A 23802-nucleotide genomic window follows, 5' to 3' on the forward strand; every position below is an offset into this window, starting at 1 on the left:
GCAATATCGCATGGGGTGGATTGAGAATAGATAAAATAATTGAAAATATTGAATTTATATTCACGTAAATAAAAACAAGGGATAATAATCTTACCTTATCTAAACTGATTTTATCAGCGCTTATAATGAGTTTTAATCATAAACAAAACGACTAGTTCATAAAAAATTTAAAATATCCCGTATTACATATCATATATTTAATGTATCAGGGGATATTGTAATTTACTATCATATATGATAAACTAAAACTCATAAGAGGAGGTGAACGACATGATCTCTGGCTGGAACCGTTTAACATGCAGGAATACCGTATCAAACCGTATGAATATGAATATTAATACGGGGGGGGGGGTACCGTAGTGATAAAACGTACTCCTCTGTTTATCATGCCCTTATTGTAACTAACATCCGGGGATACGTGTGCCCTGTAATATATAATGTGTTTTTTAGGCAGCATAGGCGTATGCTGTCTTTTTTGCGTGCCTGTATAGGGACGACGCGGTATATGATTGCTGGAGACAGCGGGGGATACCGATGAAGCGGCAGGCTGTATGCGCCGTGTGCGGCCGGGAATTTACGGCCGACCGCGTCACGCAGAAATACTGCAGTTCCTACTGCCGCCGCTACGCCCACCGGCACGGCGCGAACAATCATGTCCGTTCGTCGCGAAAGAAGGAAGCCCTGCGCACCTTCCGCTGCCTGAAATGCGGCAAGCTGGTGCGGGTGACCGAGCCGACGGACCGGCGCATCAAGTTCTGTTCGGCTCACTGCGAGCGCCTGTACTGGAAGCATTCCAAGAAGGTCAGCTCCGTCGTCATCCGGAGAGCCTTCCAATGCCGCAACTGCGGAACCTTCGTGGAGATCACGGAGCCGAAGGACAAGCGGACGATCTTCTGCAGCCAGGCCTGCCGGGAAAAATGGTTTTCTCTGCATCGAAATAAAAACACATTACATGTAAACGTAAAACGTAACTCTGTTGATAGGAGGGACATAGTATGAACCGGATTTATAAAGTTATATGGAGTAAAGTAAAACACCAGTACGTCGTCGTATCCGAACTGGCCCATCGGGACGGCAAGCGGAGCAGCGCGGCGACGACCAGTAAAGCCACATGGCGCGCCTTGGCGGCAGCTCTTATGCTGACTGGTTCGCTGGTTGCCGTGCCGTATATAGGATATGCTGCAGAAGGGGCTGCGACTACGGCTGGACAATATATAGCAGTGCTTGTTGATTATAGTAATAATTCTTATACTACTGGTGGTTGGCGGCCTCAAACTCATTATTATGAAGAAGGCGATACCAGAACATTTGAAGACGCTAACGGAGTAGAACATAACTATACTTGGGTAAATGTGACAGATGATAAAGGTGCAGAACATTCATATTGGGTTCGTGAAGGATACACCATTACCATCAAAGACGAACCGCGATTTGAAACAGATAATCCTAAGATTCCAGAAGATACATATATCATTGATAGTGAAAAACACGACAATGCAGATGATGAAGGTTTAATATCGTCAAGCCAAGTTCTTATTACAGATGATGCTAAACATACGACTCTGACAGGTAATGAACTGCATAAAATAGATGCCGGTATGTACGGTGGAGCCGTAAACAGCGGTGGAACAGAGGTACCCAAAGGCTTCAATTACTATATCAATGATAATGGAAAAGGCTATGTTGATGTAGGTGGCGCTAGTAGTTGGAGAGATTTTGATAATTTTAAACGAGTTTATATGCAAGAGGATGGTACATATAATACTAGTCAATACGGCGGAGGAATAACTGTATCGACAGAGGATTTGTATGTCATTGATGGATCACTAGGCGCTTTTTTTAATTCTGATGGAACTATCTATGATGGGGACGTATTTGGCCTTAATAACGAAGTATTGATGACTGGATATGATGAAACGACAAAAAAATATTACAGTTACTGGGGAACAAAAATAACTGGTTCGAATATGTCTATGTCCAATATGACGATGGGCGAGCATGAAAAGATTGTTAATGGATTGCAAGACAATATTTATATGGCTAAAGGTGAAGCTATCACTGAAATTGGATTAGGAACTGTTGAAAATGGAGGTACTATAGATTTATTCCGTCGTGGATATTGGAATGGGAAAGAATATGTAGAATATGACGCTGAAGGCAATCCTGTAAAAACAGTAGCAGGAGGCGTTACTATTACCAGTACTGGTGGAACAGATGGGAAAGATGTTGCAATCCAATTTGCCAATGACAAAGACTCTTTTATGGTAGAAGGGGGTTCGAAAGTCGTAGGGAAAGTTGGCGAAGGTACCGCTGAAGCAGGGGCTACGTTAGATGGCTTGTCCATTAACGGCGTAGACTACAAACTCGGTGGTGGAAAATCCGTCACAAGCGGTACCATTAATGCTGATGGTACCATTAATTTAAAACAAGGCGAAAATGACAATACTGGTATTACTCTGTCTGGCAAGATCCATGACTATGCATTGGACGACCAGGATAAGACAGCTTCGGACGGCAAGGTCACGCTGACGGGGAAAGACCGGTACGGCGACGCTACGTACGACATCACGATTGACGGGCTGGTCACGGAAGACACCCTTGGCGACCAAATCGCCGGCAGCAACAACTTGAAAGTAACAGCCGGGGATAAAGGCCGCTGGACGATCACGGATACGAGCAAGCCGGAAGGCGAACAGGTATTTACGAACACGACTTTGGCAGATGCCGTTAAAAAGGAAGGCAGTAAGGATAGCGGCTATACCTACACCGTATCGGATACGGCCGGGAATACGGCGGTCATCGATGACGTAGCCAGCGCCCAGAAGCTGACGGAAATGAATACGAGCGTTATTGACCTCGGAGATCGAGTCAGCACCGTAGAAGGCGACATGATTACGGGCGGCACGATCAAAGACGACGGAACGATTACACTGAGCCAGCAGGATAAGGGCACGGTATCGCTGACTGGTAAGATCCATGATTATGCATTAGACGATCAGGATAAGACAGCTTCGGACGGCAAGGTCACGCTGACGGGGAAAGACCGGTACGGCGACGCTACGTACGACATCACGATTGACGGGCTGGTCACGGAAGACACCCTTGGTGAACAAATCGCCGGCAGCAATAACCTGAAAGTAACAGCCGGAGAAAAAGGCCGCTGGACGATCACGGATACGAGCAAGCCGGAAGGCGAACAGGTATTCACGAACACGACTTTGGCAGATGCCGTTAAAAAGGAAGGCAGTAAGGATAGCGGCTATACCTACACCGTATCGGATACGGCCGGGAATACGGCGGTCATCGACGACGTAGCCAGCGCCCAGAAGCTGACGGAAGTGAATACGAGTGTTACCAATCTCAATACCAGCGTTATTGACCTCGGAGACCGAGTCAGCACCGTAGAAGGCGACATGATTACGGGCGGCACGATCAAAGACGACGGAACAATTACACTGAGCCAGCAGGATAAGGGCACAGTATCGCTGACTGGTAAGATCCATGATTATGCATTAGACGATCAGGATAAGACAGCTTCGGACGGCAAGGTCACGCTGACGGGGAAAGACCGGTACGGCGATGCTACGTACGACATTACGATTGATGGCCTTGTTACAACGGATACTGTTGGGGATGTTATAGCTGCAAAGAATAACTTAGCAGTAGCAGCCGATGACGACAGTGACGACAATAAAGGCAACTGGACGATTACGGACGCTAATCAAAAAGATGCAAACGGTAATCCGTTGACTTTCACCAATACGACCCTGGATGTAGCAAATTCTACATCTACTCCGATTGGTACATCTTCTGACAATGTTTATGGACAAAACTTTACCATTGCCGATACGGCTGGAAACCAGTTTACGATTCGTGATATTGCCAGTGCGAAAAAGCTGGCAGAGGTAGATTCTCTTGCTGTTAAATATGGTACGAAAGACGGAGAAGTAGATCCTACAATAATTGAGTTGATGAATCCATATACGTCAGAAGACCATTCGGGCGGCACAACGATTACAAACGTAGCGTATGCTGACATTAACGGTAACGGCAGTGCGGCTGTTAACGTCGATTTGCTGAAGGATACGGTTAGTGCTGCTAAAACAGAAATGGCTGCCAGTGACCAGCACCTAATTGAAAATCAAGAAACCGGAAGTAACGGTGCATATACTGTCAACGATAAGAATGAAGTCAATTTAGGTGTCGGAACGATAGATAAAGATGGGAATGTAACACAAACTGACACCGTTACGATTAAGGATGTTGCTTCGGCTTCGGATCTCGGTGATGTTACGCAGATTCATGACGATCTGAAGAACAAGGATGAAAACGGAAACAGCATAGATACGTCTGTTGTAGACGCCGTGAATAATCTGGATGATAAAGTCGGTGATGGCGATTTCTCCGATACGACATATGCCAAGAATGAAACGGGAGATACTTCCGTAACGGATGCTATCCATAATTTGGATGATGCTATTAATAGCGCAACTACAATAGCTGGACAGCATAGCTCTGTTAGCGGTAGCGACAACATTGATGTTAAGCCGAACGGTACTAATGGGGTTGGAGGCACAGATTATAAAGTTACACTGAAAGACGATCTTACCTTAGGCGGTAAAGAAGGACAAGGTTCTATCTCTATCAAGGGTAGTGAAGGTACGATTAATGCGACTGGAAATATCAGCGCAGGCTCTTTCTCAACTGGCAATATTACCATTAATAAGGACAACAGCGGTACGATCAATGGCCTGTCCAATAAGACTTGGGATGCCAATAACATCGTATATGGTCAGGCCGCTACGGAAGACCAGTTGAAAGCCGCTACGGAAGCTGCAGTTCAGTATGACCGTAACGAAGATGGATCGGTAAATAAAGAAAGCATCAGCCTTGGTTACAAAGATGAAAAAGGCAATCAGCATCTTACGCAGATTCACAACGTTGCGGCTGGTTCCGCTCCGACAGACGCTGTTAATTTCAGCCAGCTCAGTGCAGTCGGCGATTTGGCTATCAACAACTACAATAACATTCAGGTCTTGAACGGCTCTATTAACAAACTGGACAGCCGTATCGACAAGGTCGGCGCAGGCGCAGCGGCCTTGGCAGCTCTTCATCCGCTCGACTTCGATCCCGACGACAAGTGGGATTTCGCTGCTGGGTATGGTAATTACCGCGGTGAAAGTGCCGTAGCTATCGGCGCATTCTACCGTCCGAACGAAGATACCATGTTCAGCGTCGGCGGCACTGTCGGCAACGATGACAACATGGTTAATGCCGGCGTATCCTTCAAGATTGGACAAGGCAACGGCATTTCTACGTCCCGCGTCGCCATGGCCAAGGAAATCAAGTCTATGCGCGACATCGTGGCTAAGCAGGACGCTCAGATCCAGAAGCTGACGGCGATGGTTAACGCCTTGGTCGGTGTCAAGTCCGAAACGGATACGACGACCATGTTCCCGGACGTGCCGGAAAACCACTGGGCTTATGAAGCTGTGGAAGCTATGGCGAAGAGCGGCTTAGTCAAAGGCTATCCCGACGGCGAATTCAAGGGCGACCGCACCATGACTCGCTATGAATTTGCCCAGATCGTCTACAACGCCATCCAAGCCGGCGCAGAAGTAGACGCTCGTCTGGTGGAAGAATTCAAGCCGGAACTGGAATACTTCCACATCGCAACGGTAGCGAAAGATAAAGACGGCAACCCGACGATTGAACGCGTACGGGTAAACTAAGTCCTAACTGACATGGGAAGAGCGCACACCTTGTCAGTCAGGAGATGATCGGGATTGCGCCTCCCCATGACAACGTTAGTTAGGCGTTAGATTGGGAAACACGGCAAAAAAAAGTCGTGTTATATAAATTTTTTCAGCAGCATAATCCGGCCGTGCCTTGGCAGACAAGCTTTACATTATCTGCAAGGCACGGCGCCGGAATGGCTGACTGACAGGAGGTATTATTTATGAAAATGAGTAAAAAAGCAAGAAGTATGGCAGCTGTTTTGGCGGTCATGGCTTTGACGGCTGGAGTCAGCGGTGTGCAGGCAGAAAAAGTATCCGTTATGCATGATCATATATTTAGGCCTGATCATAAAGTACCGGGTTATTATGTTGATAGTGATAAGATGGGAGCGGCTTTGGGTATTGATGGCATGAAGGGAGATCTTGAAGATGTAAAAAAACAGGCCAGTGAGCTCAAAGACGTAACTGAACAGCATGCTAGTAATATCGAAAGCCTGCAGGGTAAGGTAGAAGAACAAGAAATAGATATAATGAAGGCTCAAGCAGCTGCTGATACTGCTCAGGCAACGGCTGATACAAATACTGGTAAGATTACGGAGCTTCAGGGACAAGTCGATACAAATACCGGTAATATTGAAAGCCTGCAGGGTAAGGTAGGAGAACAAGAAATAGATATAATGAAGGCTCAAGCAGCTGCTGATACTGCTCAGGCAACGGCTGATACAAATACTGGTAAGATTACAGAACTTCAGGGAACCGTTGCAACAAATAGCCAAGAGATTGATACACTTCATACGAACGTAAACAATATAAATAATACGGTTCAGCAACATACGCAGGATATTGGGAAAGTTCAGACGATTGTCGGTGATGGCGTGCTGAGCAATACGAATGCTTCCAACTTAACGGAAGCTGTGAATCAGAACTATGCTCAGATTAACAACAATACGCAGGCTATCAGCGCATTGGACAGCCGTGTAGATGACCTCGGCGGCGAAATCGATCAGGTTGGCGCTATCTCCGCTGCGTTGGCAGGCTTGCATCCCCTCGATTATGACGGCACGGGCTCTAAGTTCCAGCTTTCGGCTGCTATGGGTTCCTATGACAGCACGCAGGCAGCTGCTATCGGCGCATTCTATCACTTCAACCGCGACGTCATGATTTCCTTGGGCGGCGCAACATCCTTCGATGGCGACCACAAGACGGCCGGCAACTTAGGCGTAACCTTCCGCATTGGCGAAGGCGCTTCTGGCAAGTCCGTATCGGACGACGTCATGGCTCGTCTCGAAGCAATGGATCAGAAGATCGCTGCTTTGGAACAGGAAAACAAAAATCTGAAGAACGTATTGGGCGCTATCGATACGTCTCTGAGCAAGGAATTCCCCGACGTACCGGCAAACCACTGGGCATATGAAGCCGTCACGAAGCTGGCTGGCAACAATGTCGTAGAGGGCTATCCTGACGGCGAATTCCACGGCGACCGCACCATGACCCGTTATGAAATGGCTGAAATCATCTACAATGCCATGAGTAAAGGCGTACAGGTCGACCAGAAACTGGTAGAAGAATTCAAACCGGAAATGGAACAGGTTGCAGCGAACCAAAACGCATAATTACTAGTAATAACTAATGCGCGTTGGCGCAGCATATACGAAACGAGTCGGGGGAAACCTCGGCTCGTTTTTTCTATCATTTTATCCATTTAAAGGAGGAATGTCCCATGAATCAAACCGTATGCCAATGGATAGACCGTGCTCAGAAAGGCGAGGAAGAGGCGGTATTGCTGATCTTACAGCAGTTCCGGCCCTTGATTTGTAAGTACGCCCGGCGGCATCGGTACTGTTATGATTCGCTGGACGAAGCCGTGTCGGTGGCTCAGCTGGCGATTTTAGAATGCGTCCATGCCTTCGACGTAACTTGCGGCGACGAAGCTCACAAGGCCTTCCGCCGGGCTGTAGACCGGGTTTTTAAAAGGGAGAGCCGGCGGTTTAAGGCCTATATGGAGTCGGTGGAGACGGCCCTTCATATCGACGAGATCGCCGAGGCATTGGAACTATCCGTTGGCGACGAGCAGGACCCGCACCGGCAAGCCGTAGTATCCGAGGTGAAGGATATGGTGCGGAAGTGTCTGAACAGCCTGACGGAGGAAGAACGGCGATTTCTCCGCCTGCGCTATCTCGCCGACCTGACCTACGGCGACGTCGCCAAACGCTGCGGCCTGTCCCTGTCGCAGGCCCATAAGCTGACGAAGGCGGCCATGGCAAAGTTTCATGAGGCCATAGGCTGTCACGGCGGTGGAGAAGGTGAGGTTTATGGATCGCTGCGTCCAGACGGGCAGCTGTAGGCGACAGGCCATACAATTTGCTGAGATTTTTTTGAGACAGCGTAAAATAATTGTGGGAAAACTTTAGTGTACAAAAGTTGAAGAATATATAACGCAACGGGAATGCTAGTTCAGCACGTTGCTGTATGCTGTCTATAACGTAACTATAGTAGTAATATTAACAGGTTAAGAGAACCATCAAAAATGGCCTGTCAAAAAAATTCCCACAACAACTTTACACTATCTTATACAGAAAAGATACTTGACGGCCGTCCCGTCATTTCGTACAATAAAGATGAAAAAACAAGGCGCTGCGCCGACAAACGGTCAGCCCCCATAAGACATTTGCAAAATAGCTGCCAATAGCTTAGCGGACTAGTGGGCGGCTATTTTGTTTTATGCGAAATGAGATAGAACAATACTATCAGTAAGACTAGAGTAGTATTGATAGAATCCATACGCATCACCCCGCTTCCGGGGCATGATTACCGCCTGCCGTTTGGTGTACGCAGCACCTCTTGAGATAGCGTACAGGAAAGGCTGCGTTGTGTCAAGAGACGGATAAATCATATGTTTGCTAAATTTGCATATGCTTTGACGGTGGAGAAGGGCCATGCTATGATAAGGAAAAAGGAGGTGCGCTGACAAACGGTTAGCCCTATTTATTTACGAACAAGAGTAGTCGCAGTTGCTGGGGAGCAGGGCGGCTACTTTTGTTTATGCGAAATGAGATAGAACAACACTATCAGCAATACTAGGGTAGTATTGATAGAATCCATACACATCACTCCTCTTCCGGGGCATGATTACCGCCGGCCGTCTGGTGTACGCAGTAGTGTATTGGAAGGAACGGAGAGTGTTAAATACATATAGAAGGTATTAAATACATATAGAACGTATTAGATACATATAGAACGTATAGTTACGTTTTTAGCATGGCGGCGCTTGCTTCGGCAGGCGTTTTTTTATGCTTTCTCTTAAATAAAGTGTACTATATTTATACAAACTCCCGGGGCAGGACTTTATCCAGACAGCGTAGAAGTAGTACAGCATGAAAGGCATCGCATGATGCGGGATATGCTGCCGCAAGCCCGATGAGCCGGCGGATTTGCGGACAGGTACAGGCTCCGGCTTAATCGTATAGCAACAGGAGGCAGGAATATGGACAGAGTGCTCACACTGGAATTCGTTCGCGTTACGGAAGCGGCGGCCGTTAAAGCAGGCCGACTCATGGGGAAAGGCAACAAGATGGGGGCAGACCAGCTGGCTGTCGACGGCATGCATTCGATCTTGTCGAGCGTGCCTATCGACGGAACCGTCGTCATCGGCGAAGGCGAAATGGACGAAGCGCCGATGCTGTATATCGGCGAAAAAGTCGGCGCCGGCGGCACGCCCGTAGATATTGCCGTCGACCCTCTGGAGGGGACGAATTTAACGGCAAAGGGGCAGGATGGGTCTATTGCCGTTATCGCCATTGCCGGCAAGGGCAATCTGCTTCACGCGCCGGATATGTATATGGAAAAGCTCTGCGTCGGGCCGCGTGCTAAGGGGCGTATCGACTTGAACAAGCCCGTGCAGGAAAACCTGCGCCGCATTGCCGAAGGGCTGGAACGGAGCATTGATGATTTGACCGTCGTCATCCTCGATCGCGAACGGCATCAGGAAATTATCAACGACTGCCGTGATGCCGGCGCGCGCATCAAGCTCATTACGGACGGCGACGTATCTCCGGCTGTCGACGTAGGTATTGAAGGCTCAGGCGTTCACGTCCTCATGGGAATCGGCGGCGCGCCGGAAGGCGTACTTGCCGCGGCGGCTCTCAAATGCCTCGGCGGCGATATGCAGGCCCGCCTGATTCCGTACACCGATGAAGAACGGAAGCGGTGCTACGAAATGGGCATTATGGATTTGAACAAGGTCATGACGATTGACGACTTGGTCAAGGGCGACGACTGCATTTTCTCGGCGACGGCCATTACGAATACGCCGATGATGCGCGGCGTTCAGTATTTCGGCGGCGGCGCTCGTACCAACTCTGTCGTCATGCGCTATAAGAGCGGCACGATTCGTTTTATCGACACGTTCCACCGCTTCGACAAGAGCGCGAAATGGAGCATTCACTTGTAATTCTGCTCGGCATAACGCGAAGGGACTCCTCACAAGGGAGTCTCTTTTTTGCAATTAGAAAACTCTTGGTTAGTAGATACTGCTATTGTTCAGGACTAATAGTATTATAAAATAAAAAGTTGTACAGTTACTTGCAGTCGGCCCGAACCAAAGATACTGTGCAGATAATGCCAAAAGACGTTTTAGAGCTGAAGTATGAAGAGGTGGAATCTTAAATTCGTTGAATCTCTTCTTTTTGTGGTATATACTATGTATATACAGAAGGGAGTGAGAGGCATGGCTGTTACGGTAAAAATTCAAAAATGGGGTAACTCTCAAGGCATCCGAATCCCGAAGAATATCATTGATATACTGGATTGGGATGATAACGAAGTGGTGGAAATGTCTGCACAGGGCGGCAACCTTATCATCAAACCGCACAAAAGGAAGACGATTGAAGAATTGTTTGCCAATTATAACGGCACATACGAAAAAGAAACGGTCGATTGGGGCGACCCGGTAGGTAAGGAAATATGGTAAAACAAGGAACAATTATCAAAGTAAATTTGAATCCCCGTGCAGGACATGAACAGGCAGGGTATCGCCCAGCCGTTGTCGTCAGCAATGACACATTCAACGCAAAGACGAGCATGGTAATTGTTTGCCCTATCACAAATACGATGAATCATTTCCCTCTGCATGTGCCGCTGGATGAAAGAACGAAAACCACGGGATGTATTTTATGCGAACATATCCGGGCTCTGGATATAGAGGCGAGAACCTATCGAGTCATAGAGCAATTACCTGACAATATTTTGCAACAAGTTATTAACATTATATTCGCTGAGATTGATACTCCGGTATAAACGGGGCTGTCGCCGAATGAAGAATTATTTCCTCTTCGTGCGGCAACTCCATTTTTACTTTACAGTAGGGAAAGAAGCGTAACGGTTGTATCAGAAAGAACGGTCTGGTACTGGGACAGGCAATCTGCTTCGTACTAAAGACATATTACGATGTATAACAAATCATTTTATATCAGGTAAATTGATTGTAAGAGCTTTATCTTTTCCCTGTCCACCTCTTTTAGTTTCCTACCTTTTATGGTACAATGACTTGATAGTAAATAAAATCACAATAGGCAGAGTGCCGCGTCTTTTTAGCTGCCGAAGCATCCTGCCTGTCTTATATATCGAATTCTGTTTAGGAGGCACCGGAATTGGAGAAGCTGGTTATTCATGGTGGAAAGCCCTTAATGGGTACTGTTCGCGTCAGCGGGGCTAAAAATGCCGTGCTGCCGATTATCGTCGCGTCCATGCTGGGAACGACGAAGAGCACATTGACGGAAATTCCGAAATTAGACGACGTCCACACGGTCTGCGACGTCATCGAATCTCTTGGCGTTCATATAGAAAATCCGCAGAAGGGCGTGCTGGAAATCGACGCGTCGAATTTGTCGTCGACGTCGGCGCCGTACGACCTCGTGCGGCGCATGCGGGCGTCCTTCCTGGTCATGGGGCCTCTGCTGGCCCGCAAAGGCCGGGCGAAGATTTCCCTGCCCGGCGGCTGTTCCATCGGCGCTCGGCCTATCGACCTGCATCTGAAGGCCTTTGAGGCCATGGGCGCCGTCATAAACCTGGAAAACGGCGATATCGAAGCGACGGTTCCCAACGGCCTGAAGGGGGCGCAGATTTACCTCGATTTCCCCAGCGTCGGCGCGACGGAAAACATCCTCATGGCCGCTTCGCTGGCTGAAGGCAAGACCGTCCTGGAAAATGCGGCAGAAGAGCCGGAGATCGTCGACCTGGCGACCTATCTGAACAGCATGGGGGCCAATATCCGCGGCGCCGGCACGAACGTCATCCGCATTGAAGGCGTCAAGGAGCTGCGAGGCGCGACGCATTCGGTTATTCCCGACCGCATCGAAGCGGGAACCTTTATGATCGGCGCGGCCATGTCCGGCGGCGACGTGTTCGTAGAAAACGCCTTGTCGGAACATTTGAAGCCCGTCGTGGCGAAATTGAAGGAAGTAGGGGCCGAGGTCATCGAGGATATCGACGGCATCCGGGTCATCGGACACCTTCCCATGCGCCCGGCCGACGTCAAGACCCTGCCCTATCCCGGCTTCCCGACAGATATGCAGGCTCAGTTCATGGCCTTGGCGACGATTTGCCAGGGCACGAGCGTCATTACGGAGACAGTCTTTGAAAACCGCTTCATGCACGTCGACGAATTTAAGCGCATGGGGGCGAAAATCCGTATTGAAGGGCGCAGCGCTATCGTAGAAGGCGTGCCGAAGCTCAAAGGGGCGGCGGTCAACGCGACGGACCTGCGCGCCGGCGCGGCTCTCGTCCTGGCAGGCCTCGTCGCTGAAGGCGAAACGGAAGTCGGGTACTTGTACCATATCGACCGGGGCTACGATAATCTCGTATTGAAATTACAAAGGTTAGGTGCTGATATTGTTCGGGTCAATATTGACGAAGAAGAAAACTAAGAAAAAAGCCCGTTCCGGCCTGGCGCATTCACTGTCCCTGGCGAACTGGCTGGGCAGCGATATCGCCATCGACCTGGGTACGACGAACGTCCTCGTCTATGTCAAGCATCAGGGCGTCGTCGTCAACGAGCCGGCGGTCATCGCCGTCGACAAGGCGACGAATCAGGTCGTCGCCATCGGCAGGGAAGCCCAGTCGATGCTGGGGCGGACGCCGCGGCATATTCACGCCTACCATCCGATGCAGAACGGCGTCATCGCCGATTACGACGCGACGGAGTACATGCTGCAGTATTTTATCCGCAAGGCCATTGGCAAGGCGTTGTTTTTCAAGCCGAGGGTCATTATCTGCGTGCCGTCGGGCATTACGAATGTCGAACGGCGCGCCGTCATGGAAGCGGCCCGCAAGGCCGGGGCACGCAAGACCGTCGTCATGGAAGAACCTCTGGCGGCGGCTATCGGCGCAGGCCTTGATATTGCCGAATCGAACGGCTCCATGGTCATCGATATCGGCGGCGGCACGACGGACGTGGCTATTTTAAGCCTCAGCGGCATCGTTATCAGCGAATCCCTGCGCATCGGCAGCAATACCTTTGACGAAGCGATTATCCATTATTTGGAAAAGATAAAGCATATTACCATCGGCAGCCGCACGGCGGAAGAGCTGAAAATACTCATCGGCACGGCCCTGCCCGACGGCCGCAGCCTTACGGCGGACGTCCGCGGCCGCAGTACGGAGACGGGCCTGCCCGTCGTCATGGACATCGATTCCCAGGAAATCCGCCGGGCTCTGGACGAGCCCATACAGCGGATTTTGCGGGCCGTCCTGTCCATTTTGGAAAAGACGCCGCCCGAGCTGGCGGCGGATATTGCCGACCACGGCATCGTCCTGACCGGCGGCGGCATGCTCCTCGACGGACTGGACCGCCTCATTTCCCGGACGACGGGCATGGCGGCGTACCTGTGCGACGAGCCGCTGCTGTGCGTGGCTAACGGAGCCGGCAAGTCGCTCCAGGCCATGAATCAGCTGAAAGATAGTTTTGAAGATATATAAACATGTATCTAAGGAGGGATTTGACATGAAATGGCTGCGTACCCTGATGGTTTCCGCTGCCTTGTGCATGAGCGCCGCGGCGGCCTTTGCCGCCGACGTTTCGTATCCGTCTGTATTAGGCGGAACGGTCGTTTCCATTACTCCTGCCGGGACGGCAGTGAAGCAGGGCGACGTCCTGCTGACCGTCGATTCCCTGGCCGGTCCTATGCCGGCAGCGCGAGCCGCCTCTGACGGCGTCGTAAAGCAGGTTTTGGTAGCCCCGGGAACGGCTGTCAAGCGGGGAACTGCCGTAATTATTGTGGAAGAGAAATAAGAGGAAAAGAATCTTAATGATACGATTACGCATGCTGCGGCGTCTCGCCGCGCGGACATGTCTGGCTGCTGTCTGCTGCGCCATGTCTCTTACCGCCTTTGCTCAGGATTTCATGAACGTCAGCGAAGTGCGCGAGGGCATGACAGGATATGCCAAGACGGTAGTTCACGGCAATACGATAGAAACATTTCCCGTAGAAATACTGGGAGTCATGAAAAACAGCGGCCCGTCCGGCGATTTGATATTGGCGAAGTTTTCCGGACCGCTCATAGAGGAAACAGGCGGCATCGCCCAGGGCATGAGCGGCAGCCCCGTGTATATCGACGGCAAGCTCGTCGGGGCTATCGCCTACGGCTGGTCCTTTACGAATTCCCGCGTCGGCATGATTACGCCTATCGGCGATATGCTCAAGCTGTGGAACGTGCCGACGAAGGAAGAAATCCGTCCGTTCAACGCCAGGGAATCATCGCTGATTCCCATCGCGACGCCTCTTATGGTGAGCGGCTTCGACGGCGTGTCGACCGAATGGATGACGTCCAAGCTGCCTCAGTACAACTTCATGCCTGTCAATACGGCCTCGGCAGCGGCCGACGAAGCGCCGGCACCCCTGGAAGCGGGAAGCTCCGTAGCCGCGTCGCTGGTCAACGGCGATATGAAGATGGGCGCTATCGGCACGGTGACCTACGTAGACGGCGACAACATCGTCGCCTTCGGCCATCCGTTCCTGAAAAAGGGCAGCATGAATTACTTCATGCACAACGCCTATATTTTTACCATTGTCAATAATATGTCCAGCTCCTTCAAGCTAGGGTCCGTAGGCGCGGAAATCGGCCGCATCAACCAGGACCGGGGAGCAGGCATTGCCGGCCTGTACGGACGGCTGACGGCGGGCATCCCCGTGACTATCAATATCCGTGACACAGATACGGGCGCGAATAACGTAAAGCGGGTCAAGATCATTGAAGACAACGAGCTGACGCCGGTCCTGGCGGCCACGACGGTATACAACACGGTCAACAAGACCATCGACCGCAGCGGCGGCGGCACGGCGACCTTGTCCTATACGATCCGGTCGTCTAACGGCCGGGATAAGGACATCAGCCGTCACAACATGTACTACTCTGTCGACAACATCAACGAGAAGAGCATCGACGAGCTGTACAACGTACTGGATATACTTAAGCACAACGAATTCATTGACTATCCCGTGCTGGATATCGAAATGAACGTCGATATTACGCAGGCTAAGAAAGAAGCGCGCATCGTCGACGCGACGGCGGCTCCCGTCGTCGTCAGCCCCGGAGACAACGTGTATTTCCGGGTCAAGCTCCATCCGTACCGCGGCGCCGATGAAGTGAAGACCATGAGCTTCACCGTCCCAAAGGATCAGCCCCTCGGCGACATGGTCCTGGAAATCCGCGGCGGCGGCGTGATCCCCCTGCCGTACTTGATTGAAAAGCAGCGCTATAACCTGACCGATGAAATTCTCGAGCGGCTGCGCCATTACAAGGATTTCGCCGATTTGAAGAAGACCATTGAAGGCGAAGACGCTAATAACGATTTGGTTATCGAGATTCTGCAGCAAGGCGTCAGCATGATTGACGACGGCGGCGAAAAGGTCGTGAAGGAAAAAATCCGCGGCAAAGAACCGCCGGTGCAGAATAAGGATATCGTCAAGCCCGACAAGCGCGGACTGAGCGATACGGGCGACAGGGAAGACGCTAAGTCGTCTATCGCTACGCCTTACATCGTCAAGGGCGACGGGCAGATTACGATTAAGGTCGTATCGCCGGCTGAGCGCGACGCCTTCTTGGCTAAAAATCATCAGCTCAACGAAGCGAAGGCCGTCATCAGCGAAGAAGCAGACGAAGCTGCGGCGGCCAGCGACGAAGAGGCTGAAGACGAAAAGCCGAGGGAACATAAGAAAGACGCGCCTCATGGCGGCCAGGACGGCGGCGGACAGAAAAACGACGTCTTTCGCCTGGTAGATCTGGCGTCGAGGATGTAATGCCAACTCTATAAAGAAAGCTAAAAATGGGCAGGCCCGCAGGTCTGCCCATTTTGTCGTAGTGCCTATAACATGTTATATCCAGCCGAATTTGACGCAGGCATGAAGGATGCCGCCTTTGTCGTTGTCGTCTGTAATATAGTCGGCCCGTTCTTTCAGCTCCGCCTTGGCGTTGCCCATGGCGATGGAAAAGAAGGGCTTGCGGAACATGGAAATGTCGTTCAGCCCGTCGCCGAAGACGACGGCGTCTTCGGGTCTACCGCCGACGCGCTTCAGCATGTTGAGGATGCCCTTTCCCTTATCTGTCGGCTCGACGAGGTACGTATGGTCTAAGTAGGTCAGGTGCGGAAGGCCCTGCTGGTCCGGCTCGTTTTGTTCGTCTGCCGGCCGGGCGTAGGTAATCTTATAGACTGCGTCGAGGCTGTCGATGGCGACGGGGCGCACGACCGTTTTCATGTAGTTCTTCGGATCGGCGCAGGGGTAGTCGGCGTAGGGCGTATAGCGGCATATCGTGTTGTCCGTCACGACGGCCCAGGGAAGGCGGCGGTCATCCAGCTCGCGCAGGAGGGCTTTGCACGGCTCCAGGGGCAGTCCTTCCATTTCCAAAATTTCGCCGTCGAGAGACAGGCTGCTGCCGCCGTCGGATACGACGGCCGGAATACCGTAGCGGTCGGCAAAATGCTGAGCGTCGCACTGCAGGCGCCCCGTGGCGATGGAAACGAAGTGGCCCCGCCGCTGAAGCTGGCGCAGGCAATAGGCCGTATCAGCCGGAATGATGCTGGAAATGCTGAGGCCTAAGGTATTGTCGATATCGAAAAAGAAATATTTTTTATCCATGACAGGTCCTTTCTGATGACAAGATGTCTGTACGGCTTTCATTATACCCTATTCGGCGGAGAACATGAAGGCGATTCTGCGGCGGTCCCTGTTTTTTGCGAATTGAGGATTGACAGAATCGCTGTGTTTTACCATAATAAAGGTATGTATGTTTATAAGGAATGTATAAAGGAGAGAGTAAATCATGAGTACAATTGACACGACTTGTGTAAATGCAATCCGCGTGTTGTCGGCAGACGCCATCCAGAAGGCAAACTCCGGCCATCCGGGCCTTCCCCTGGGCGCCGCGCCGATTGCATACGAATTGTGGGCTAACCATATGAAGCACAACGCTAAAAATCCGAAATGGGCCGATCGCGACCGCTTTATCTTGTCCGGCGGCCACGGCTCCATGCTGCTGTATTCGCTGCTGCACCTCTTCGGCTACGGCCTGACCCTCGACGACGTGAAGCAGTTCCGCCAGGACGGCTCCCTGACGCCGGGCCATCCTGAATACGGCCACACGGTCGGCGTAGAAGCTACGACGGGCCCCTTGGGCGCCGGCATGTCCATGGCCGTCGGCATGGCAATGGCTGAAGCTCATTTGGCAGCCGTATTCAACAAGCCGGAATATCCCGTCGTTGACCATTATACCTTCGTCCTCGGCGGAGACGGCTGCATGATGGAAGGTATCTCCTCGGAAGCCTTCTCTTTGGCCGGTACGCTGGGCCTGAGCAAGCTGATCGTCCTGTACGACAGCAACAACATCTCTATCGAAGGCGGCACGGATATTGCCTTTACAGAAAACGTACAGGAACGGATGCAGGCCTTCGGTTTCCAGACACTGGAAGTCGCCGACGGCAACGATTTGGACGCTATCGGCAAAGCTATCGGAGAAGCGAAAGCCGATACGGAACATCCGTCTTTCATTACGATTCATACCCAGATCGGCTACGGCTGCCCGGCTAAGCAGGGCAAGGCTTCGGCTCATGGATCGCCCCTGGGAGACGAAAACATCGTCGCCATGAAGGAAAACCTCGGCTGGCCGAGCACGGAACCGTTCTACGTTCCCGACGAAGTATACGCTCATTATGAAGAGCTGAGCAAAAAAGGCGCGGCGGCCGAAGAAGCCTGGAACGCCTTGTTTGCCGACTATGCGGCGAAATATCCCGATATGAAAGCGAAATGGGACGCCTTCCACAGCGCCGTAGACGCGCAGGCTCTTCTGGAAAATGAAGATTTCTGGGCTTACGCTGACAAGCCGCAGGCTACGCGCAACCTGTCGGGCATCATGATCAACCGCCTGAAAGACCTCGTGCCGCAGCTCATCGGCGGCAGCGCCGACCTGGCTCCGTCCAACAAGACGTATATGGACGACGCCGGCGATTTCAGCAAAGATAACTATGGCGGCCGCAACCTCCACTTCGGCGTCCGCGAACTGGCTATGGGCGGCATGACCAACGGCCTGGCTCTCCACGGCGGTCTTCGTCCCTATGCCGGTACCTTCTTCGTATTCAGCGATTACATGAAACCGATGATTCGTCTGGCCGCGTTGATGAAGCTGCCGACGACCTACGTATTGACTCACGACAGCATCGGCGTCGGCGAAGACGGCCCGACGCACGAACCGATCGAACAGCTGGCTATGCTGCGGGCTACGCCGAACGTCAATGTATTCCGTCCGGCCGACGCGACGGAAACGGCTGCTGGCTGGTATCTGGCCGTTACGAGCCAGGAAACGCCGACGGCTCTCGTCCTGACCCGCCAGAATCTGCCGCAGCTTGCCGGCAGCAGCAAGGAAGCCCTGAAGGGCGGCTATATCGTAGCCGACGCGGCGAAGGAAACGCCTGATGCAATTATCATCGCCAGCGGCTCCGAAGTATCTTTGGCTGTGGAAGCCAAGGATATGCTGGCGAAAGAAGGCGTCGACGTCCGCGTCGTCAGCATGCCCTGCATGGAACTCTTCGAACAGCAGGACGACGCCTACAAAGCCCAGGTCCTTCCGGCCAATGTCCGCGCCCGCGTAGCCGTAGAAGCGGCTTCCGACTTCGGCTGGGGCAAATACGTCGGCCTCGACGGCGCGACCGTTACGATGCAGGGCTTCGGCGCCTCGGCTCCGGCAGAACTGCTCTTTGAAAAATTCGGCTTCACGGCAGAAAACGTAGCCAATACGGTAAAGAGTGTATTAAAATAATAGGGAGCTATTTCACATAGTCCCGATGTGACGGAAAAAGCTGCACGGCTCGTCCCGGCAGCTTTTTCCTTTTACCAGGTCCTGCAATACAAGATATGCCTTGCTTTTTAGTACAAGTATTTCTTAAATGCATAAGAAATATGCATGGAACAAAGAGGAATAAATTGTCAAGGCTTGATTTTACAATCGTTTTTTATTATACTAGGAACAAGAGAAAACCCTACTGTGTACGTAAATGGTCTCGATGTTTTGAACCAACATCTTTTACATTGGGAGTCCGGACTCTGCATAGCGAAGCAATGCCTTCACTGGACTGCTGACCTCTGTAGGAGGACACCCACCTGCTTAGGCAGGCTCAAAACTCGGTTTATAAACGGCATGGTGGGGCTTCTTTTCTTGTTCATAATACGTACGTTTTACATACATGTCGCCGCTAAGATTTCTTGGCGGCGTTCTATTTAGTCTGAGGAGCAAACAAATGAGCGGAGACGATTTATTTTCTATGGCCAGCGAGCGGCAGAAGGCATCCTTTGAGCCCTTAGCTGTCCGGATGAGGCCGCAGGTATTAGATGAAATATACGGACAAGAGCTGATTGTCGGGCCGGGGACGTTTCTGCGGGTCATGATCGAGCGCGACACCATTCCGTCCCTGCTGCTGTACGGGCCATCGGGCGTGGGCAAGACGACCTTGGCTCACGTCATCGCCTGCGAAACGAACAGCCGTTTCGTCCGGCTGAACGCCGTCACGGCCGGCACGGCGGAGCTGCGCAAGGTCATTCAGGAAGCGAAGGACGCCGTGCACCTGTATCAGCGGCGGACGATTTTGTTCATCGACGAAATCCATCGCTTCAACAAGGGACAGCAGGACGTCCTGCTGCCTTATGTGGAAGACGGTACGGTAATCCTCGTCGGCGCGACGACGGAGAACCCCTATTTTGAAGTCAACCGGCCCCTGCTGTCGCGGCTGCGCGTCGTGCCCCTGTCGCCCCTGTCGGAAGAGGCCATCGCCGCTGTGCTGCGGCGGGCCCTGGGGGATCGGGAAAAAGGTCTGGGAATTCACCACCTCGCCGCGTCGGAAGAGGTGCTGCGGACGATGGCCCGCCTGGCCGACTGCGACGCCCGCGTAGGGCTGAACCTGCTGGAGCAGGCGGCGATGCTCGTGCCCGACGGGGGAGAGCTGAGCCATGACGTCGTAGAAAAGGTGGCCGGCCACAAGGTGTATACGTATGATAAAAAGGGCGACGCCCATTACGATACGGCGTCGGCCTTCATCAAGAGCATGCGCGGCTCCGATCCCGACGCGGCCCTCCACTATCTGGCCCGCATGATCGAAGGGGGCGAGCAGCCTTCTTTCATCGCCAGACGGCTGGTCATCTGCGCCGCTGAAGACGTGGGGCTGGCCGACCCGCAGGCTTTGGTCATTGCCAACGCGGCGGCTCAGGCCGTGCAGCTCGTCGGCTGGCCTGAAGGCCGGATTATCCTGGCGGAAGCCGTCGTGTACGTGGCCTGCGCGCCGAAGAGCAACAGCGCCTACATGGCCGTCGACGCGGCCCTGTCTGACGTGCGGCGCGGCGGCTGCGGCGACGTGCCGGCCTATTTGCGGGACAGCCACTACAGCGGCGCCGCTTCCCTGGGACGGGGCGAAGGGTATCAGTATCCCCATTCGTTCCCCGGCGGCTGGGTAGAGCAGCAGTATTTGCCGGATCCTCTGAAAGACAAGGCGTATTACAAGCCGTCGGCTTACGGCAAGGAAAAGGACATAGCCGCGCGCTGGCGAGAACGGCGAGGCGGCAAGTGAGATATAGAAGGTGAATGGAATGGCAGAACGTAAGACACGCAAGACTGGCCGGACGACGGGACGGAGAAAGAAAACGGGGACGGCGAAGCAAGGCGCGCCCCTGCTGAAATTTGAAATTATCGGATTGGTCTGTATCTTTTTGGGAATTTTTGCGACGATTGGCATTATCGGCGTCGACACGGGCAGCATCGGCTATTCCCTGGACGGGCTGCTGGCCTATGGCTTTGGCTTCGGCCGCATCGTCGCGTCCCTGTCCCTCATCGTGCTGGGGCTGAAGTACATCATGATCCGCAAGGCCTGCCCCGTTACGAAGCAATGGCTGGTCGGGTTTTGGATATACAGTTTATTTTTGACCTGGATTCACGTCGTCTTTATTCCCGAAGGAACGGAATTCATGCCGGCGAGCCTGCGCGTCGGCGGCGGCGTCATCGGGGCGGTGCTGTCTTCGGCACTGCGGGAGCTCCTGGGACAGTTCGGCGCCGTGCTGGTGCTCATCATAGCCTGCGTTGTGACGGCGATTATATGGAAAAAATGGTCTATTTCCAAGCCTGTGACGCTCGTATCGCATAAAGCGTCGGAGGAAGTGTCCAAGATGTCGGATAAAGCCGTCGAAGGCCTGCAGGGCGCGTCTACGGCTATTAAAGAATGGCACCGGCCCCATATTTTTGATTTCCAGAAGGAAGAAGAAAAAGAACGGGCGCCCTTGGACCTGCCGAAGACGCCCGTGCCGTTGGAGCCTGCGCCGCCTGAAGGAACAGAGGAAGACGACGTGGCCTATACGCCTGTATATGCTGAAAGCGGCGCAGCGCGCGTCGATTTGTCCGACGATGCCGATACAGCCCGGGAGGAGGCCTATGAGCTGCCGGAAGATGAACGGGCGTATGAGCCGGAAGATGAGAATTGTGACGCTGAAGAGGCCGGTGAAGACCGGCCGTCCCTTGCCGGTACGACGGACGTGCTGGACGAAGAGCTGGCCCATATCAAGCCGGTCGAAGTAGAACAGACGGCGACGGCTGCCGATATCGGTCCGGCCGGAGCCAGCGCGGTGCCTACGGCGCAGGGGGAACGGACGTATCGCCTGCCGCCGTTGTCCATTTTGCAGCACGGCAAGGAGCAGAGCGGCGGCGTGAGCGACGAAGTGCGGCAGAACGCCCGCATTCTGCAGGAAACGCTGCAGAGCTTCAATATCGACGCTAAAATCCTGAACGCCAGCCAGGGCCCGGCCGTTACGCGGTACGAATTAGAGCCGGCGGCAGGCGTCAAGGTCAGCAAGATCGTCCATCTGGCCGACGATTTGGCCTTGAAGCTGGCGGCGACGGATATCCGCATTGAAGCGCCGATTCCCGGCAAGGCTGCCGTGGGCATCGAAGTGCCGAATAAAAAATTGTCCGGCGTCATGCTCCGCGACGTATTGGACACGGACGCCTTCCGCCTGGCCGCCGGCGGCGTGCCCGTCAGCCTGGGCAAGGACATTGCCGGCAACCCGGTCATCGCCGATTTGACGAAGATGCCTCACCTTCTCGTCGCCGGCTCGACGGGCTCGGGCAAGAGCGTATGCATTAATACCTTTATTGCCAGCATCTTGTTTAAGCAGCGGCCGGAGGACGTCAAGCTCATTCTCATCGACCCGAAGGTCGTCGAATTGTCGAACTACAACGGCCTGCCTCATTTGCTGACACCCGTCGTGACGGACCCGAAAAAAGCGGCCAGCGTCCTCCGCTGGGCCGTGCGGGAAATGGACGACCGCTACAAGCGGTTTGCCGACACGAAGACCCGCGATATTTCGCGGTACAACGAGCTGCATCCGGAAACGGCCATGCCCTTTGTCGTCATCATCATTGACGAATTGGCCGACTTGATGATGGTCGCGTCCAGCGACGTAGAAGAATCGATTTGCCGGCTGGCCCAGAAAGCCCGGGCCTGCGGCATGCACCTCGTCCTGGCGACGCAGCGCCCGTCTGTCGACGTGCTGACCGGCCTGATTAAGGCCAACGTGCCGAGCCGTATTGCCTTTGCCGTATCGAGCCAGGTCGATTCGCGGACGATTCTCGATATGGCCGGCGCAGAAAAGCTCATCGGCAAGGGCGACATGCTCTTTTATCCCATGGGGGCGTCGAAGCCCCTGCGTGTCCAGGGCGCGTTTATTTCCGACGGGGAAATCGATAAGGTCGTCGAATACATCAAAGCACAGAGCCGTCCGCAGTACAGCGAGTCCGTCCAGAAGGCTCAGGAAGAAAACGGCGGCGGAGAAGGAGAATTCTTTGAAGACGACCTCATGCCGCAGGCTATCGACATGGTGCTGGAAACAGGCCAGGCGTCGGCTTCTATGCTGCAGCGCCGTTTCCGCGTCGGCTATACCCGGGCAGCCCGCATGATCGACATGATGGAAGCCATGGGCATCGTCGGCCCGAATAACGGCAGCAAGGCCAGAGATATATTGATGACTGCCGACGAGGTGCAGCAGAAATATTTGAGCAATATGTAGAACAGTTCCCATCTTCTGCCATATGGTATATAATAAAAAGATACAACGTAAGAGGAGGGGATATAGTGCCAACTGTTGGAGAAGTTTTACGAACGGAACGGGAACGGCAGGGGCGGACATTGAAGGAAATTTCCGATGCGTTGAACATTAAGCGCCAGTACCTGGCCGCGCTGGAAGAAGATAGATATGATGATATTCCCGGCGTCGTCTTCGTCAAGGGCTTTATCCGAAATTACGGAAACTGCCTGGGAATGGACGGCGGCGCGCTGGTGGACACGTATAAGGCGTCGCTGACCGGGCGGACGCCGCAGCCGGAGGTGCGGGCGGCCATGCCCGTACGCCGGAGCAAAGACAAGAAGAGAGCGAAACACAAGGAAGCGAAGAAAAAAGGCAGAAATGGAAAATGGCCGGAAATTACGATTATTGCCGGCGTGATTCTGTTCCTGCTGTTAATTGTGTGGATTATGATATAAGAG

The 23802-nt window shown here is 52.8% G+C and carries 16 protein-coding genes and 1 other RNA gene; 16 read left to right on the forward strand and 1 reads right to left on the reverse strand.

The window, feature by feature from the left end; genetic code table 11:
- Positions 1–534 precede the first annotated feature (534 nt).
- The 11 genes from E0L13_RS00080 (at position 535) to E0L13_RS00130 (ending at position 16033) form a co-directional block, all read left to right on the forward strand.
- Complete coding sequence (locus E0L13_RS00080) at positions 535–999, forward strand: hypothetical protein (protein ID WP_168059460.1); 465 nt, start codon at positions 535–537, stop codon at positions 997–999.
- Positions 996–5732: an ESPR-type extended signal peptide-containing protein gene (locus E0L13_RS00085; protein WP_168059462.1), complete on the forward strand. Its 4737-nt coding sequence runs from the start codon at positions 996–998 to the stop codon at positions 5730–5732. Before E0L13_RS00080 ends, E0L13_RS00085 begins: the two co-directional genes overlap by 4 nt.
- A 227-nt stretch (positions 5733–5959) precedes the next feature.
- Positions 5960–7351 carry a YadA C-terminal domain-containing protein gene (locus E0L13_RS00090; RefSeq protein ID WP_168059464.1) on the forward strand — a complete coding sequence of 464 codons (1392 nt, stop codon included), beginning with the start codon at positions 5960–5962 and terminating at the stop codon, positions 7349–7351.
- A 107-nt stretch (positions 7352–7458) separates the two neighbouring features.
- Positions 7459–8082: a sigma-70 family RNA polymerase sigma factor gene (locus E0L13_RS00095; RefSeq protein WP_168059466.1), complete on the forward strand. Its 624-nt coding sequence runs from the start codon at positions 7459–7461 to the stop codon at positions 8080–8082.
- Between the two features lie 1140 nt (positions 8083–9222).
- Positions 9223–10188 (forward strand): class II fructose-bisphosphatase, encoded by a 966-nt coding sequence (glpX, locus tag E0L13_RS00100; protein WP_168059468.1) that lies wholly within the window; start codon positions 9223–9225, stop codon positions 10186–10188.
- A 276-nt stretch (positions 10189–10464) separates the two neighbouring features.
- Positions 10465–10707, forward strand: a complete 243-nt coding sequence (locus E0L13_RS00105) for an AbrB/MazE/SpoVT family DNA-binding domain-containing protein (RefSeq protein WP_168059470.1) — start codon at positions 10465–10467, stop codon at positions 10705–10707.
- Entirely contained in the window at positions 10701–11033 is a 333-nt protein-coding gene (locus E0L13_RS00110) for a type II toxin-antitoxin system PemK/MazF family toxin (protein ID WP_168059472.1), read from the forward strand. Before E0L13_RS00105 ends, E0L13_RS00110 begins: the two co-directional genes overlap by 7 nt.
- A gap of 353 nt (positions 11034–11386) precedes the next feature.
- Entirely contained in the window at positions 11387–12661 is a 1275-nt protein-coding gene (gene murA, locus E0L13_RS00115; RefSeq protein WP_107196417.1) for a UDP-N-acetylglucosamine 1-carboxyvinyltransferase, read from the forward strand.
- Positions 12618–13712, forward strand: a complete 1095-nt coding sequence (locus E0L13_RS00120; protein ID WP_346766143.1) for a rod shape-determining protein — start codon at positions 12618–12620, stop codon at positions 13710–13712. Before murA ends, E0L13_RS00120 begins: the two co-directional genes overlap by 44 nt.
- A 25-nt stretch (positions 13713–13737) precedes the next feature.
- A complete protein-coding gene (locus E0L13_RS00125; RefSeq protein WP_095629999.1) occupies positions 13738–14025 on the forward strand; it encodes a hypothetical protein in 288 nt (95 codons plus the stop codon).
- 16 nt (positions 14026–14041) lie between these two features.
- Positions 14042–16033, forward strand: a complete 1992-nt coding sequence (locus E0L13_RS00130) for a SpoIVB peptidase S55 domain-containing protein (protein WP_168059474.1) — start codon at positions 14042–14044, stop codon at positions 16031–16033.
- A gap of 75 nt (positions 16034–16108) precedes the next feature.
- On the opposite strand, the gene E0L13_RS00135 is transcribed toward E0L13_RS00130, so the two are convergent.
- Positions 16109–16870 carry an HAD hydrolase family protein gene (locus E0L13_RS00135; RefSeq protein WP_168059476.1) on the reverse strand — a complete coding sequence of 254 codons (762 nt, stop codon included), beginning with the start codon at positions 16868–16870 and terminating at the stop codon, positions 16109–16111.
- A 184-nt stretch (positions 16871–17054) separates the two neighbouring features.
- Between E0L13_RS00135 and tkt the strand changes: the two genes are divergently transcribed.
- The 5 genes from tkt to E0L13_RS00160 all read left to right on the forward strand — a co-directional run bounded on the left by tkt (position 17055) and on the right by E0L13_RS00160 (position 23799).
- On the forward strand, positions 17055–19043 hold the full coding sequence (tkt, locus tag E0L13_RS00140) for a transketolase (protein WP_168059478.1): 1989 nt from the start codon (positions 17055–17057) through the stop codon (positions 19041–19043).
- Between the two features lie 214 nt (positions 19044–19257).
- Positions 19258–19435: non-coding RNA, 6S RNA (gene ssrS / locus E0L13_RS00145), on the forward strand.
- A gap of 86 nt (positions 19436–19521) precedes the next feature.
- The gene (locus E0L13_RS00150) at positions 19522–20841 is read left to right on the forward strand and encodes a replication-associated recombination protein A (protein ID WP_168059480.1); all 1320 of its coding nucleotides are present in this window, start codon (positions 19522–19524) and stop codon (positions 20839–20841) included.
- A gap of 19 nt (positions 20842–20860) precedes the next feature.
- On the forward strand, positions 20861–23326 hold the full coding sequence (locus E0L13_RS00155) for a DNA translocase FtsK (RefSeq protein WP_168059482.1): 2466 nt from the start codon (positions 20861–20863) through the stop codon (positions 23324–23326).
- 65 nt (positions 23327–23391) lie between these two features.
- Positions 23392–23799, forward strand: a complete 408-nt coding sequence (locus E0L13_RS00160) for a helix-turn-helix domain-containing protein (RefSeq protein WP_095629993.1) — start codon at positions 23392–23394, stop codon at positions 23797–23799.
- Positions 23800–23802: the final 3 nt, after the last annotated feature.

The organism is Megasphaera sp. SW808, from assembly GCF_012027795.1.
Taxonomy (GTDB): domain Bacteria; phylum Bacillota; class Negativicutes; order Veillonellales; family Megasphaeraceae; genus Megasphaera; species Megasphaera stantonii.

What these genes read in the sequence shown, in the direction of transcription:
- E0L13_RS00080 (WP_168059460.1), top strand. Translation starts at nt 535, where the DNA reads ATGAAGCGGCAGGCTGTATGCGCCGTGTGCGGCCGGGAATTTACGGCC.
- E0L13_RS00085 (WP_168059462.1), top strand. Translation starts at nt 996, where the DNA reads ATGAACCGGATTTATAAAGTTATATGGAGTAAAGTAAAACACCAGTAC.
- E0L13_RS00090 (WP_168059464.1), top strand. Translation starts at nt 5,960, where the DNA reads ATGAAAATGAGTAAAAAAGCAAGAAGTATGGCAGCTGTTTTGGCGGTC.
- E0L13_RS00095 (WP_168059466.1), top strand. Translation starts at nt 7,459, where the DNA reads ATGAATCAAACCGTATGCCAATGGATAGACCGTGCTCAGAAAGGCGAG.
- glpX (WP_168059468.1), top strand. Translation starts at nt 9,223, where the DNA reads ATGGACAGAGTGCTCACACTGGAATTCGTTCGCGTTACGGAAGCGGCG.
- E0L13_RS00105 (WP_168059470.1), top strand. Translation starts at nt 10,465, where the DNA reads ATGGCTGTTACGGTAAAAATTCAAAAATGGGGTAACTCTCAAGGCATC.
- E0L13_RS00110 (WP_168059472.1), top strand. Translation starts at nt 10,701, where the DNA reads ATGGTAAAACAAGGAACAATTATCAAAGTAAATTTGAATCCCCGTGCA.
- E0L13_RS00125 (WP_095629999.1), top strand. Translation starts at nt 13,738, where the DNA reads ATGAAATGGCTGCGTACCCTGATGGTTTCCGCTGCCTTGTGCATGAGC.
- E0L13_RS00130 (WP_168059474.1), top strand. Translation starts at nt 14,042, where the DNA reads ATGATACGATTACGCATGCTGCGGCGTCTCGCCGCGCGGACATGTCTG.
- E0L13_RS00135 (WP_168059476.1), bottom strand. Translation starts at nt 16,870, where the DNA reads ATGGATAAAAAATATTTCTTTTTCGATATCGACAATACCTTAGGCCTC.
- tkt (WP_168059478.1), top strand. Translation starts at nt 17,055, where the DNA reads ATGAGTACAATTGACACGACTTGTGTAAATGCAATCCGCGTGTTGTCG.
- E0L13_RS00150 (WP_168059480.1), top strand. Translation starts at nt 19,522, where the DNA reads ATGAGCGGAGACGATTTATTTTCTATGGCCAGCGAGCGGCAGAAGGCA.
- E0L13_RS00155 (WP_168059482.1), top strand. Translation starts at nt 20,861, where the DNA reads ATGGCAGAACGTAAGACACGCAAGACTGGCCGGACGACGGGACGGAGA.